General features: G+C 57.4%; 11 protein-coding genes and 1 other RNA gene. 4 read left to right on the forward strand and 8 right to left on the reverse strand.

The window, feature by feature from the left end; translation table 11 throughout:
- Positions 1 to 38 precede the first annotated feature (38 nt).
- From QP442_RS06460 to lipB, 3 genes are read right to left on the reverse strand one after another with little or no spacing between them, the layout of a single operon-like run.
- Positions 39 to 1,517: a class I adenylate-forming enzyme family protein gene (locus QP442_RS06460; protein WP_006681139.1), complete on the reverse strand. Its 1,479-nt coding sequence runs from the start codon at positions 1,515 to 1,517 to the stop codon at positions 39 to 41.
- Between the two features lie 40 nt (positions 1,518 to 1,557).
- Positions 1,558 to 2,631, reverse strand: a complete 1,074-nt coding sequence (gene lipA, locus QP442_RS06465) for a lipoyl synthase (protein WP_006681138.1) — start codon at positions 2,629 to 2,631, stop codon at positions 1,558 to 1,560.
- Positions 2,615 to 3,304 (reverse strand): lipoyl(octanoyl) transferase LipB, encoded by a 690-nt coding sequence (lipB, locus tag QP442_RS06470; RefSeq protein ID WP_103632568.1) that lies wholly within the window; start codon positions 3,302 to 3,304, stop codon positions 2,615 to 2,617. The genes lipA and lipB overlap by 17 nt, the downstream gene beginning before the upstream one ends.
- A 216-nt stretch (positions 3,305 to 3,520) precedes the next feature.
- Here lipB and QP442_RS06475 point away from each other — a divergent pair, with 216 nt between their 5' ends.
- Positions 3,521 to 4,369, forward strand: a complete 849-nt coding sequence (locus QP442_RS06475; RefSeq protein WP_219810924.1) for a Nif3-like dinuclear metal center hexameric protein — start codon at positions 3,521 to 3,523, stop codon at positions 4,367 to 4,369.
- Positions 4,366 to 5,100 carry a zinc ribbon domain-containing protein gene (locus QP442_RS06480; RefSeq protein WP_006681135.1) on the forward strand — a complete coding sequence of 245 codons (735 nt, stop codon included), beginning with the start codon at positions 4,366 to 4,368 and terminating at the stop codon, positions 5,098 to 5,100. Before QP442_RS06475 ends, QP442_RS06480 begins: the two co-directional genes overlap by 4 nt.
- Positions 5,101 to 5,199: 99 nt before the next feature.
- Here the strand turns inward: QP442_RS06480 and QP442_RS06485 are convergent, their stop codons facing one another.
- Complete coding sequence (locus QP442_RS06485; RefSeq protein ID WP_006681134.1) at positions 5,200 to 6,018, reverse strand: YaaA family protein; 819 nt, start codon at positions 6,016 to 6,018, stop codon at positions 5,200 to 5,202.
- Positions 6,019 to 6,057: 39 nt separating this feature from the next.
- Between QP442_RS06485 and rnpB the strand changes: the two genes are divergently transcribed.
- Positions 6,058 to 6,407: RNase P RNA component class A (gene rnpB / locus QP442_RS06490), an RNA gene on the forward strand.
- Positions 6,408 to 6,461: 54 nt separating this feature from the next.
- Here the strand turns inward: rnpB and QP442_RS06495 are convergent.
- Both QP442_RS06495 and QP442_RS06500 read right to left on the reverse strand, forming a co-directional pair.
- A complete protein-coding gene (locus tag QP442_RS06495) occupies positions 6,462 to 8,282 on the reverse strand; it encodes a chloride channel protein (RefSeq protein WP_006681133.1) in 1,821 nt (606 codons plus the stop codon).
- A complete protein-coding gene (locus tag QP442_RS06500; RefSeq protein WP_006681132.1) occupies positions 8,282 to 10,282 on the reverse strand; it encodes an alpha/beta hydrolase family protein in 2,001 nt (666 codons plus the stop codon). The genes QP442_RS06495 and QP442_RS06500 overlap by 1 nt, the downstream gene beginning before the upstream one ends.
- Positions 10,283 to 10,411: 129 nt before the next feature.
- Here QP442_RS06500 and dxs point away from each other — a divergent pair, with 129 nt between their 5' ends.
- Positions 10,412 to 12,295, forward strand: coding sequence for a 1-deoxy-D-xylulose-5-phosphate synthase (dxs, locus tag QP442_RS06505; RefSeq protein ID WP_040318553.1), 1,884 nt, complete (start codon positions 10,412 to 10,414; stop codon positions 12,293 to 12,295).
- Between the two features lie 23 nt (positions 12,296 to 12,318).
- Here the strand turns inward: dxs and QP442_RS06510 are convergent, their stop codons facing one another.
- Positions 12,319 to 13,560 carry an HRDC domain-containing protein gene (locus QP442_RS06510; RefSeq protein WP_006681130.1) on the reverse strand — a complete coding sequence of 414 codons (1,242 nt, stop codon included), beginning with the start codon at positions 13,558 to 13,560 and terminating at the stop codon, positions 12,319 to 12,321.
- Positions 13,561 to 13,562: 2 nt separating this feature from the next.
- Positions 13,563 to 14,096 (reverse strand): DUF3000 family protein, encoded by a 534-nt coding sequence (locus QP442_RS06515; protein ID WP_006681129.1) that lies wholly within the window; start codon positions 14,094 to 14,096, stop codon positions 13,563 to 13,565.
- Positions 14,097 to 14,379 lie beyond the last annotated feature (283 nt).

Below are 14,379 nucleotides of genomic sequence, written 5' to 3' on the forward strand. Positions count from 1 at the left end.
AACGATTCCCCAGCAAGGGCGCGGAGCAAAGCAATCGTTTAGTCAAAAAGACGTTGCGTCGCCTGAATATCCGGTTTTCCGTTCGGCAGTTGGGGGAGAGCATCAACCCAGATCGCTCGGCGAACTCGTTCCCACGGCGCACACTGATCACTAATCAGGTCAGCGATCTCCAATGCGTCGAAGTCGGCGTCATCACGCAGCTCTTTTGGGATCGGTCCGCGAACGATTGCCGCGGCAACAACCTGACCCCACCGATCATCCTTGACACCTACAACGCAGGCGTTTGCGATAGGGGGTAGTCCGCGTAGCAGTTCTTCGATGCGCCCGGGAGCCACAAGCTCGCCACCCGTGTTAATCATTCGCGAGGCACGACCAACGATGTGATACCAGCCTTTTTCATCGCGTGTGGCGAGGTCGCCGGTGCGCAGCCAATCGTCATGCATGCGTGCGAGGCCTCGTTCCCCGTTGGTCACGAAGGAGGTTGAAACGCCTGGGCCTCGTACCTCGATTTCGCCCAACTCGCCCACGCCGGCGAGGTGACCGTCAGCGTTCATCAGACGCGCATCCACGTAGGGGAAAGGTTGGCCCAATGCTCCCGCCGGGGCGTCGGCATCGGGGGAGGTCATCATTCCCGCCCCGGAAGTTTCCGTCATTCCCCACACGTGGATCGGTCGCAAGCCGGCGCTGCGCAGACGCTCAGCCAAAGCCGGCCCCATCGCATCTCCGCCGATCAGCGGGCGCTCCCATGATGAAATATCTGCGCCGACGGACTCATTCGTATCGAGCAACATGTGGCACATGACTGGGACAGCAAACATCATCGAGATGCGGTGCTTTTCGATCGCACGCAGGATGCCAGTCGGGTTAAACGTCGGGAAAACGATGATCGTTCCACCGTGGCTGAAGACATCCATCGACGTGCCATTGAAGCCGCCGATATGCGAAATTGGCGCGCACACACCCACGACATCGCGTGCCGGTAGATATTCGAAGCCATCGCGGAAACACATCGAGCCCCACCACATGTGGGCGTGAGAGAGTTCAACTCCTCGGGTACGTCCTGTCGACCCCGAAGTAAAGACAATCGCACCCGTTTCGTGTGCGCAGGCCAGAGGCTCACCTTCGATCGGCGTGGAGCCCAGCGCGCTCGAAGCAAAAGCGTCGACCGTCATAAACTCCGCGCCCACACTGACCGAACGCTGCAACGCGGGCGCGACCTCGTCGATCAAAACGAGAGCTGGATCGAGCGAATCCACAATCGACTGCGTGACGGTAAACGGTAGGCGTTCCGAAAGTGGAACGGTCACAGCGTGAAGCCACGAGCACGCAACGTGCAGAACAAAAACCCAAGCGTTGTTACGGCCAGCAAACACGACACGGTCACCCTCGCCAATGTCGAGCGAGCGCAAATATGCTGCCACACGGCGCACCGCGTCGGCGCTTTCGGCGACGGTCCACACGCTGTTGTCCGGCCAAATGATCGACATGCGGTTCGGGTGCTGACGCCCAGCACGCATCAAAACTCGGGCCGGTGAATAATCCGGAGTCACTGGGGCCTCAGGCAACGGGAACCCCGGGCAGTGTTGCGGCTTCACGCGCCTGACGACGTGCGCGACGCTCACGCATATTCGCCAGAACTGTACCCGCTTCCTGCAGAGTGGAACCGGAATTATCCAGGTGCTTCAAGTGCTCAGGAATCTCAAACCCGCGAGCGCGCATGCCTTTCGCCCACAGCAATCCCGCGCGGTACGACGAGCGCACAAGCGGGCCAGCCATGACGCCAGCGAAGCCTAATTCTTCAGCTTCTGCTGCGATCTCAAGGAATTCTTCGGGGTGAATCCAGCGATCAATCGGGTGATGCAGGGGAGAAGGACGCAAATATTGCGTGATGGTCAGCAAATCACAGCCCGAATCGTGCAGGTCGCGCATCGCTTCGCTGATTTCTTCACGCGTCTCACCCATACCGAGGATCAAGTTCGACTTCGTTACCATGCCACCGTTGTGTGCACGCTGAATCATCGCAAGCGAACGGTCATAGCGGAACGCGGGGCGGATCTTTTTAAAGATACGAGGCACCGTCTCCAAGTTGTGCGCGAACACCTGCGGGCCGGCTTCAATGACCATGTCGATCGACTCGTCCTGACCGCGGAAGTCGTCAACCAGCAGTTCAACGCCGGTTGATGGGCTCTTCTCGTGGATCAAATGGCAGGTTTCGGCGTATAACCACGCCGCGCCGTCGGGCAGATCGTCGCGGGTGACGCCGGTGATCGTCGCGTAGCGCAGTTCGAGTTCGCCAACAGACTCGGCGATTCGACGAGGCTCGTCCCGGTCATATTCGGTGGGCTTACCGGTCGCGATATCGCAGAAGTCGCACCGACGTGTGCAGAGTGCTCCACCTAAAAGGAAAGTCGCCTCACGGTCTTGCCAGCACTCGTAAATATTCGGGCAACCTGCTTCAGCGCAGACAGTGTGCAGTCCCTTGGCGTGCGACATGGAACGCATATCGTGATAGTTCGCGCCGGTGTTTGCCGTCGTGCGAATCCACTCGGGCTTGTTTTCGATAGGAGTTTGCGAGTTGCGAACTTCCACTCGAAGCAGTTTGCGTCCTTCGGGATCAGGCAAGGTACTCACAGGCGTTTCCCTTCGAATAGGTGATCTCTTGGCTGGGGTCAGCCAGCTGAGGGCGGATTGAAGAAATAAGGTGCGAGACAAGTGCGTCAGCAGCGGTGCGCAATGGGACGTTCACGCCTTCCCACGACAGGCAGGCAACATCAGCGTCGAAGAGCCCGCACGGGATGATTCCCGCGAACGCTTCTATCGGGTCAATATCGACGTTCAGGGCGACTCCGTGCAACGTGGCGCCTCGTGCAACTTTCAGTCCGATGGCGCAAATTTTGCGGTCGCGACGTCCCTCTTCGGTCAGCCACACTCCTGCGCGTCCGTCGATGCGGTGAACGGGCAGCCCCCATTCTTCGCGCACTGTTTCAATAACACCCGCTTCAACGCTACGGATCCACGCGTACAGGTCGACGGGCTCCTTGAGCCTGACAATTGGGTAGACAACAACCTGTCCCGGTCCGTGCCACGTCGCGGAACCGGCGCGGTCCACATGGATCACCCGAACAGTGGAATCCGGAATATCTTCGGGTTTCGTGTGGCGGCCAGCGGTCCAGGTGGGGGCGAATTGGGTGACAATGATCGAATCGCCGTTACCAGCGGCTGCTTGGTCGTGGAGTTGACGCTGCAGTCGGTCTACTTCCAAGTAGTCCGACGTTCCCGCATCAATAAGGTCGATGACGTGCACCTAGGAATGATAGAACGCCAGACCTTTCGTTTCTTAATCGAAATGGCCCTTTACGCACGCGTTCTCGAAAGTAATGCATTTTTCCGCAGGATCACGCCAAGCGGGGTACGAGGCTTCGACAGATAACGAAAAACCATTGAAAACACGTATTTCTTCAGCGTTTCCTCACGTTTATCCACGCTCGCCAGCATCTTTCGATTGGCTATCCTTTAAAGCGTGAGTAACCAATGGACCATTTCAGATGTCATGGCGCTGATGGAAGCGTGGTATCCCGCCTCCCGTGCCGAGTCATGGGACCGAGTCGGATTGATCGCAGGCGACCCATCCGCTCACGTCACCTCAATCCTGCTTGCCGTCGACCCCGTTTCGGCCGTCGTTGATGAAGCGATCGACGAGGACGCCGGCCTCGTTATCACTCACCACCCGCTGTACCTTCGCGGAACGAGTTTCCTGCCGGCATCTGACCCTAAGGGCGCGTCCATCACTCGCCTTATTAAAAACGATATCGCCCTGTTCAATGCGCACACAAACGCTGACATCAGCGCAGATGGCGTCGGCGATGCACTCGCACAGTTGGTGGGAATCACCTCTTCATCACCGCTGGTTCCCACTGGAATCGACCAGGCCGGGCGACCCATTGGACACGGACGTATCGGTTCGATTGCGCCCACTCGTTTAGGCGACTTTCTTGACCTGGTTGCCGAGTGCCTGCCCGCAGGACCTCACGGCATCTTCGGATCCGGAGACCCCGGCACAATCATCGAACGCGTCGCAGTATCCGGGGGAGCGGGAGACTCTTTCCTCGAGGTAGCACGTGAAGGCGGAGCGGACGTCTTTTTAACCGCTGACCTGCGTCATCACCCGGCATCCGAACACCTTGAAGGTGGGGCGCCTGCTCTGATTTGCGGTAGTCACTACGCCACCGAATGGCCGTGGCTCCCGCTCCTTAAACGCAAGCTAGTGCAGGCTGCATCAACTGCAAATGTGGAAGTGAGAGTAAAAGTCTCTACGATTATCACGGAGCCGTGGACCAGCCATCGCCCAACATTAGGAGGACGTAAGTGAAAGCAACATACCTGAACCAGCTCAGCCTGCTCGAACTCAAATCCTTCGACCAGCGCGAATCTGCGCTTCGACACGCCCGTGACTCCCATCCGGCGCACGGTGTTGTCCGCGAGCTCGCAGGACGCCTCGACGACCTGAAGCGCGCAGCCGTCACCCAAGGTGCAGCAATCGCAGATATTGAACGAGACGTCCAACGTAGCGCGGACGAGATCGAACGTGTGAGCGCCAGACGAGCTAAGCAACAGAGTCGAATCGACGGCAATCAGGTTCCTCTTCGCGACATCAACGCGATGGAACATGAAATCGCTCAAATGGATAAGCGCTTGTCCACTTTGGAAAATGAACAGCTCGACGGTGAAGAACGTCTTGAGGCGGCTAAGAATGCTCGTCAAGCAATGATTGACGAAGCGAAAGCGATCGCTGCCGACATTGAAAAGACCAAGCAGGAATTTGCTGCCGACGTGAAAGAAAGCGACGACGAGCTTCGCGATGTGATCGCCAAGCGTCGCGCGCTCGCTGAATCGCTTCCAGAAGACCTCGTGGGCGAGTATGAACGTGTTCGCGCAAACCTCGGTGCCCTCGCGATCTTCGAAGTGCGTAATGGTGTTGGCATTGGAATGGCAGCGGAGCTATCCCCGGCCGAACTTGAACAGATTCGCCTCACCCCTGAAGACCAGCTCTACTGGACCGAAGATACCGGCGCGATCGTTGTGAGGACGACTCAAGCCTGAAGCCGATCGCTCGGGATCGTGCCCCGGCGGCGGGGTGTGTCGCCTCGTATCGTATGACAGCGCCACTCTACGACGGCCAGCATCTGCTCCCGAGTCCGATCAGTCGGTGACCAACACCAGGTGAGTGAGTGACCCGCCCTGCTTTGTCGGTTTCGCCTCAGGTACTTCCACGTCGATAACCGCATGAGCACCACCCTGAGCATCCATGATCGGATCCAAGGTAGTGGCTGAACACAGAGCCTCGACGATCGCGTCGAAATCCGCATCAGCCGAAATTGACGCGTAGAGGTGAGCGCACGCACGGCCTCGCCACCGCTTCGCATCGTGGGAAATCACCGAACGCTTCCCCTTCGCTTGACGAACCACGCCGATCTCGATGCGATGCGCCCAAGGAGCGAGGCAGGCACTACGATACGGGCCAGAACGAGCATCAACGATCGGAGCTCCTTCAGCTTCTGCTTTGAGCGATGTATCAAGGGGCTTCTTCCAATAGGTCGGCAAAGGGCCGATGTCCGGCAGTTTCGTGCCCATCGCAAGACGGTGGTTGGGCAGGACATCGTCGAGGTTCACCACACCAAAAAGCCCAGAGAAGACACGCGTTGTTTCAAGCGCGACCGCATGATGCTGCTCCGGCAGTGTTGGGAATGAGACCGCGTCATAGAGAACGCCTGTAAACAGGTTTTCAGCCGCATCGCATGGTGCAGAATACAAGTCGATATTCGCCTGTAAATCCGCAGCTGAAGCCGGGCCAAGACCGAACAACTGAGCAGCGTCGTCGCGAACGCTGAGCGCCTGAACAGTGTGGATCAAGTTTTCGCGCCAGGATGCAAGCTCAGGGCGAGCAAGCTGTGTCACGTCAAAACGAGGCCCGTGTGCTGGTGTTGTTTTGGATTCGGACGGGGGTAACCAGATGAACATATGTGAAGCCTAGCGGGTGCGTTAGACTATGGGCGCGGATGAGTCGGTTGGGCGACCGCGCGGACCACACGGTTCTCGAGGAACGTCCGGGCTCTACAGGGCAGGGTGATGGCTAACAGCCACCCGGGGTGACCCGAGGGATAGTGCCACAGAAAATAAACCGCCGCGCAAGCGGTAAGGGTGAAAAGGTGAGGTAAGAGCTCACCAGCGGTTTGGGTGACCGAGCCGGCTTGGTAAACCCCACCCAGAGCAAGACCGAGCAGCAGGTATGGGTGGCCCGCCCGACGCCTGCGGGTAGGTTGCTTGAGGCGTTTGGCAACAAACGTCCTAGATAGATGGTCGCCACCGCTTGTGCGGGACAAAACCCGGCGTACAGACCGACTCATCCGTCCGTATACGTCGGGTTTTCGCTGAGTGATACCAGACTCTACGCTTACGCTTCGTTAACTCGTGTGTCGGCGTGAATGCTTCTCTTGGAACCTCGAACCCCACGACGACTGTGCGCGAGCTGCGATGGCGCGACGCTGATCGCGATAGAGGCGTTCAATCAGGGACTGCTGGGACACCCAGCCCACCACATGCAACGAATCATTGACGACGGGAATCCCCGGCAGACCTGATGTCTGCAGTACTTCGAGCACCTTCGACGGTAGTGCGGTGGGCGTGACGTGCACGTTGGGCAGTTTCAAAGAATCCAGCGACGAGGCCATATCTGTTTCGCTTTGGCGCGCCAGAGCAAGATCAATGGCGCTTGCTAGCCCAACGTAGGTTCCAGCATCGTCGACAACGGGAAGAGTCTGGGCACCAAGGACACGCATCTTCTTAATCGCCTGATCGAGCGTGGTCGAGGGTGCCAAAGTACCGGGAGCGTCCTCCATCCAGTGCGAAACCGGGTGAGCGCCGAGCAGTGTTGCATCCACAGGGTCATCCAGAACGTCGCCTCGACGACGAAGTTTTTCGGTGTAGATGGTGGCGCGTGTTAGGAACCTCGAGACGCCGGTGGCCAGAACGACGGCAAGCATCATCGGCATAATCAGCGAATACTGCCCCGTCATTTCGACGATGATCAAAACGGCGGTCATCGGAGCGCGTGCCGCTCCAGCGAATGCCGCGCCCATACCAATCACACCGAAGACGCCGGCGGGAGTGTCAGTAATGGGGGAAAGGATTTGCCCGAATGAGGCTCCGGCCATTGCGCCGATAAAAAGCGTCGGGGCAAAAACGCCACCGGATCCACCGATACCGATCGTGTAGGACGTGTACAGGGCGCGTCCCACCATCAAAATCAGCAGGAAGCCAATCGTGTATTTGCCTGCTAGAGCGTCTTCTTCGATCGGGTATCCCGAGCCGAACATCTGAGGGAAGGCCACAATACCCGCGCCCAAAAGGATGCCGAGAACAGCCGGACGTGACCATTCGGGAAGGCTCAGACGTTTCCAGAAAGCGTCGATCACATCTTCAAGCCAATAAAGGAGCTTCGAGAAACCTAGACCCGCAAGACCGGCGATCACACCGAGGAGAGCAACCCACCACATGTCTGTCAGATGCGAGAAGGAGAGATCATGACCAAGATTCACGATCGTTTCGTCACCCTGCAACGTGCGTGCAACAACGGATGCCATCACTGAAGAAATAACGACATATCCGAAGGTTTCGGCACTGAACTGCGTCAGAATCACTTCGAGAGCAAAGACTGCGCCAGCAAGCGGAGCATGGAAAGTTGCGGCGATGCCACCCGCTGCGCCACAGGACGCTAAAAGAACTACGCGTTGCGGAGGCAAACGAAGAGAGGACGCCAACGAGGAACCGAGCGACGCTCCGACCTGGACAATCGGACCTTCTCGTCCCGCTGAACCACCGGCGCCAATCGTCAAAGAAGAAGCAATCAGCTTCACCACTGCGACGCGCCCGGGAATCTTGCCTCCCTTGCGTCGAACGGCCAGCATCACTTCGGGAATACCGTGGCCTCGTGCACTGGGAGCGAACCGCTGAACCAGGGGCCCGTAGATCAACGCTGAGACAACGGGAGCCAGAAGCAAGAACACCCAGGGGGACCAACCGAAGACTCCGTGGGGGTCGCCAGCATGCGTTGAGTAGTCACTGTAACCGGTGGTGACCCACGTCCACCCCTGAATCATCAGGTTAAAAAGAACCGCTGCGCCGCCGACGATAATGCCGACGAGCGCCGCTAATAGACCGACGAAAGAACGGTGCTGACCGGCTTTTTCACCCAGTTGTGCCAAGAAAGAAACAGAAGCCCGCATCAGAGGTTGGCGATATCGATATCGGATTCAACGTCGACGTCCATGTCCCAGACACGCCCGTAGAACGCGAGCTCGGAGCTCCACGCATCACGAATCGTCTCTGCGCGACGGAAGCCGTGAGCTTCATTCGGGTAGATCTTCATCGCAACAGCGTTTCCACGATCCTTCAGTGCATCAAACATGAGGCGTGCCTGTGACGGCGGAACCACCTTGTCATCTTCGCCTTGCAACAGCAGAAGAGGAGCATTGATCTGGTGAATGTGAGTAATCGGCGAGCGCTTGGCCCACAGTTCGCTGTTCGGATCTTCAGTACCGATCAAGCGATCGTTGTAACGAGACTCGAACTTGTGGGTTTCTGCAGACAGAAGGCGCAGGTCAGCGATGCCATAGAGTGACGTTCCCGCGGTGAACACATCGGTGTTTGCCAGTGCGTTCAAGGTGGTGAAGCCACCGGCGGATCCGCCACGGATAGCAACGCGCTTCGGATCAACGAAACCTCGGTCAACCAGATAGCGCACGCCATCAACGCAGTCATTCACATCCATAACGCCCCAGTGACCGTTGAGACGCTCGCGGTATGCGCGACCGAATCCGGTTGAACCACGGTAGTTAACGTCGAGCACAGCGAAACCACGGCTGGTCCAGTACTGCAATGGAATCGACAAGCCGGGTCGGGTCGAAGAAGTCGGGCCACCGTGAACATTGACGATCAGCGGGGGAAGAGCATTCTTCGGGCCTGAAAAGTCAGGGTTCTTTGGTGCGTAGTAGAAGCCGTACGCGGTCTCGCCATCTGAGGTCGGCCAGGAGATAATCTGCCCTGAAGAAACCAGCTCCGGGCTGATTTCAGCTTCGGATGACGGGCGAATAATCGTCGTGGCGCCACCCTTGATCTGAATAATTGCCGGCGTGTGCGTGGGGGAGTCAGCAAGGAAGACTACGCGACCATCGTTGGATGCCACGTTACCGATCGGCCACCAGCCGGTTGCCCATTCTTCAGCCATTCCGTTGTCGACGCGCACGGTACCGATGTGCCACGTCAGGTCCTCAGCCCACGAGCAGATCAGCAGGTCGTTATCGTAGTTATCGTAGGAGTGCAGACCGAGCTGCCAGTGCGGGTGCGAGAACGCCTGAGTTCCCGGGTGCATGGCACGAGTGCGAAGGCGCGTTGTCCACGCGTCTGAGGGCTCGTCATCCTTCCACGTAAAGCCTTCCGTGCGGTACAGGTTGGCCCAACCGGTCGTGTCATCGACGTGGATGAGGTCACCGTCAAGAGTCCACCGAGGCTCGTAGACACACACGTCTTCCTTGTCGACGATCGTCTTCGAAACCTCAATACGACCTTCGAAATTGAGTGCGCCCACGTGCAGTGCGCTCTGTGTCCACGGCATATGCGGGTGGTTCCACGACAGCCATGCAAGCTTCGTGCCATCAGGAGAAACTGCAGGTGCAGCAACAAAGTCAGTGCCTTCAAAGATCGTGATGATCGCAGCGTCGTTGCGTGCAGCACTACCGTCGATCGGGATTGCGACCAGCGTGTTTGTCGGTTCGCCGTCGCCCGAGTGATCTTCCCTGACCGCATAGACGAGGCCACGAACATCATCAATCTCGAAGTCGCCGTAGCGCGACTTCGACAGCGTGGTAAGCGGAGAAATCGTACGGTGTGGGTCGTTGGTGTCGAAACGGTAGACGCGGTTATCAAAGCCGTCGGAGAACACGATGAAACCATCGAGCACCGCGTAGGCACGACCACCGTATTCGTGAACGCGAGTGCGAATATCGGGAAGGCGAGCACCATCGATCAGGGGGAGGACCTCTGAAGTAACGCCAGCACCGGTACGACGCAACAGGGTACCTCGTCCGTTTTCTTTCGGATGTCCTTCAACCCAATAGGTAGCAGAACCGTCAACGCGAACCTGCGAGAGAGTGACTGACCGAGCAGTAAAAGAATCGCCGGAAATTGGGGATGTCCATTCACCGTAGGGGGCGACGGTAACGCTCATTGTTCCTCCTTGCACACAGGCATTTCGGTTGACTAAAGGAAGCATGTTAGCTCTATGTTAGCCCGCTCACGATGTGCTTTTCGAGGGCGAAGGTCGCTAGGAACATGTGTGGCAACTAGTATGAGGGCTATGACTTCATCAGACGCGGATATGCCACTGCTCACCAGCATCCATTCCCCGTCGGATTTACGTACCCTTTCAGAGGCTCAACTTGTTCAGCTTTCCAAGGAAATTCGTAGCTTCCTGATCACCAACGTGTCGAAAACCGGTGGGCACCTGGGTCCCAATTTGGGCGTTGTTGAACTGACGATTGCCCTGCACCGAGTATTTCGTTCACCCAAAGACACGATTCTTTTTGACACCGGCCACCAGGCGTACGTCCACAAGCTTCTGACGGGTCGCCAGGACTTTTCCGGCCTGCGCCAAGAAGGTGGACTGTCTGGCTATCCCTCCCGCTCAGAATCAGATCACGATGTTATTGAGTCGTCGCACGCTTCAAGCTCACTGGCATGGGCCGATGGTATTTCCCGCGAGAAGAAACGCCGGGGCGACGCATCATCAACGGTCGCCATCATCGGTGACGGTGCCCTGACCGGTGGTATGGCTTGGGAAGCGTTGAACACCATCGCCGAATCAACTGATCGTCGTGTTGTCGTAGTCGTCAACGACAATGGACGTTCCTACGCGCCAACAATCGGCGGTGTTGCCCATCATCTCGACGCGCTTCGCACCTCGGAAGGCTACGAACGTGCTCTTGCTTGGGGTAAGCGTCATCTGCTTGCTCTGGGGGATCCTGGTAAAGCGGCATACGACGCGCTACACGGTCTGAAGACCGGCATCAAAGACGTTATTGCTCCTCAGGCAATGTTCGAAGACCTGGGCTTCAAATACTTAGGTCCCGTCAACGGACACAATGAGACCGAGCTTGAAACCACACTACAGCGTGCGCGGACTTCGAAGCATCCAGTTCTTGTCCACGTCATCACCCAAAAGGGACGCGGTTATACTCCCGCCGAAGAAGACATCGCTGATCGCTTCCACGCCGTTGGACCGATTCACCCCGAAACAGGACTCCCCGTTGCTCCGGCACGTTTCGGCTGGACCAGCGTATTTGCCGACGAGATCGTCAAAATTGCGCGCGAAGACGACACTGTTGTCGGTGTCACCGCAGCGATGATGGCTCCCGTCGGTTTGAAACCATTCCACGAGGAATTCCCGGACCGCGTTGTCGATGTGGGTATTGCTGAACAGGAAGCGATTGCTAGCGCTGCTGGCATGGCCTATGCGGGCGCTCATCCGGTTGTTGCGCTGTACGCAACCTTCCTTAATCGTGCTTTTGACCAGCTGTTAATGGACGTGGCATTGCACAAGGCTGGCGTGACGGTTGTTCTTGACCGTGCAGGTATCACCGGTGCGGATGGCGCCTCACACAATGGTGTCTGGGATATCGCGATGTGCTCGATCATCCCCTCACTTGAGCTCGCTGCCCCGCGTGATGAGGCAACTCTTCGCGCCAGCTTGCGTCGCGCGGTGGGAGTGAAGGATCGGCCGACCGTTCTCCGCTACCGTAAGGGCTCTCTACCAGCGCCGATGAACGCAATTCGCTCAGTGAACGGTGTGGATGTTCTCTTTGAACCCGACACTGACGATGTTGATGTGCTCCTCGTAGTAGCGGGCGCTTTTGGTCCCGAGGGTCTTGAAACAGCACGCATTCTGACTGAACAGGGTAAGCGTGTTCGTGTTGTGGATCCTGTGTGGCTTCTACCGATCAACCCTGAACTTGCCAGTTTTGCCAAGCAGGCACAACGCGTGGTGACTCTGGAAGATGGCATCGTTGACGGCGGTTTTGGTTGGGGGGTGCGCGATCTTCTTGCCAACGAGTCCGTGGATGCTACCGTCATCACGCTGGGTGTTGCGAAGGTATTCCTGCGGCACGCCGAGCGCGAGTCTCTGCTGGAACGGTGCGGTTTGACGGCTCACCAGATTGCGGAACGTATTTCACGTACCCTCTAAAGAGAAGCTTGAATCCTCAAGAGTCACTCCAAGACATCCGCGATCGGGTCAAGACAAAGGTCCATCTGCCAATCCCTAGCGCCCTTGTCAAACATCCTCTGTTCAATCTCGTCGCCGCTGGGACGCTTCGGATCAAGAGGCGCCCACGCCAAGTAACGCTGAATACGAGGTTCAAGAATGACCTCGGGAGCAATACCGATTTCTTCAGAAAGCTCGGTCATTGCCCCGCGAACAGCCACCAATCGCGCTGCAGCGTCAGGATCGATACGACCCCAGTTTCGCGCTTCGGGAACTGAACCTGGACGATGAGGAAGACGTAGCGGTGGCAATTCGTCCTCATTTGCCGTTTCGGCCAGTCGGATCGCGCGTAACCAACGGTCAGCGTATTGCCTGGCAACAGGGGAGCGGAACTCAGAAATCGACAGCAACATGCGCTTATTCCGCGGAGGATTCAGCGCAGCCTGCACCAGAGCAGCATTGCGCACCAAACGACCGGGTGCCTTATCAAGTTCCTGAGCGATTTCTTCGCGCGCCTCCCACAAAGCCTTGAGGACTCCTAGGTTGCGCCGGCCTCGTATCTTTCCCGCGCCGGGCAGATTTCGCCAGCGGTCCCTCTTGGGCGCAGGCGGATCCAGGTGAGCTAGGTAGTCGCATTCTTCTTCCATCCACTCCCAGCGACCCGCGTCGTTCAGTTGGATGGACAAACGACGGTAAAGTTCCGTCAACAATTCGACATCGAGGGCCGCGTAGCGAAGCCAGTCCTTCGATAGTGGACGAACCGACCAGTTAGATGCCTGGTGGTCTTTCACGAGGCCCAAACCGAGCACCTGCTCGCATACGGCAGCAAGACCGAATTTCTTTAACCCCAGAAGACGCGCGCCGACCTCAGTATCAAACAACGACGGGGGATTGAGTCCCACCTGTCGCAAATTCGGCAGATCCTGCAACGCGTCGTGCAAAAGCCATACGTCGTTCACGCCCGCTTGAAGTGACGACAAGTCAGGCAATGCGGCTGTATCGATCAGGAAGGTACCAACGTCTTCGCGTCGAATCTGAACCAAGTAGGGGTCGTTGCCATAACGGAAGCCTTGGGCGCGCTCAACATCCACAGCGATGGGAGTGAGTCCTTGCTCTAGGTTGCGCCTCGCTTGATCAAGCGCATCAGGTGTATCGATGACACTAGGTACGCCTTCGCGCGGGGTAACGATCAGCTCTGGAGAATCAGTATCGCCGTCAGGTAAACCGCCGGTGTGGTGAATGTGCACTCTTAGACTCCCTCAAGGAATCGCTGGGATGCCACACCACTGGTACGAAGCATCAGATCTGTCCAAGCTCGTAGGTGGGCTCCTAAGTCGGTAGTCGAAGGGGTCCACGAGGCTCGGATTTCGACGTTGAGAGTGGAGCCTCGCAATGAAAGACCGCCAAATGATTCTGAAAACTCCCGGGTGACTGTTCCCGTCAGGTCGTGATACGCTGCGCCTTCTTCAACCAGGCAATCATCTGTCCATGCCCAGAGAGCTTCGGTGAGCAACGGGTCATGCCCCATTTCAGGGTCAACTTGCGAACGTAACTGCGCAACCAGGCGGTATGTTCCATTCCAGCCGGCTTGCTCGTCGGGATCATGCAGGATGACAAAACGTCCCTGAGCAAGAGGTTCTCTGCCATCGTTGGCCAATGTTCGCATGACAAGAGCTGCGGTGAAAGGCGCCATGCGTGAAGGTGGGGGAACTTCTTCGAACTCGAGAAGAGGATTATCGATAGTGCGACGCAGAGTTGCCAACGATTCAGCGAACTCTTCCATGCCAGCGCGATTATCCACGCACTTAGGCTAAGTGAGTGAAAGTAACCCCTTTGCTGGGCACGCCGTCCACTGCGAAAATGACCCGCCACGATTCACGTCACACTGAGCAATGACGTTGTTTTTCTTAACGCATCGCATCCGATAGTAGTTCTGTCACTTATAGAGTAAAAACATGCACATTCGGAAAAGGTACTGCCCACCTCTTCGCGGGGCGTATCGATGAGGAACTCGTTGCTGGTCCATCGTGTGTATCTAAGGAAGCCTGTACGCTCACCGAGGCTCT

Origin of the sequence: Pauljensenia sp. UMB1177 (assembly GCF_030217965.1) — a bacterium.
Lineage (GTDB): Bacteria > Actinomycetota > Actinomycetes > Actinomycetales > Actinomycetaceae > Pauljensenia > Pauljensenia turicensis_A.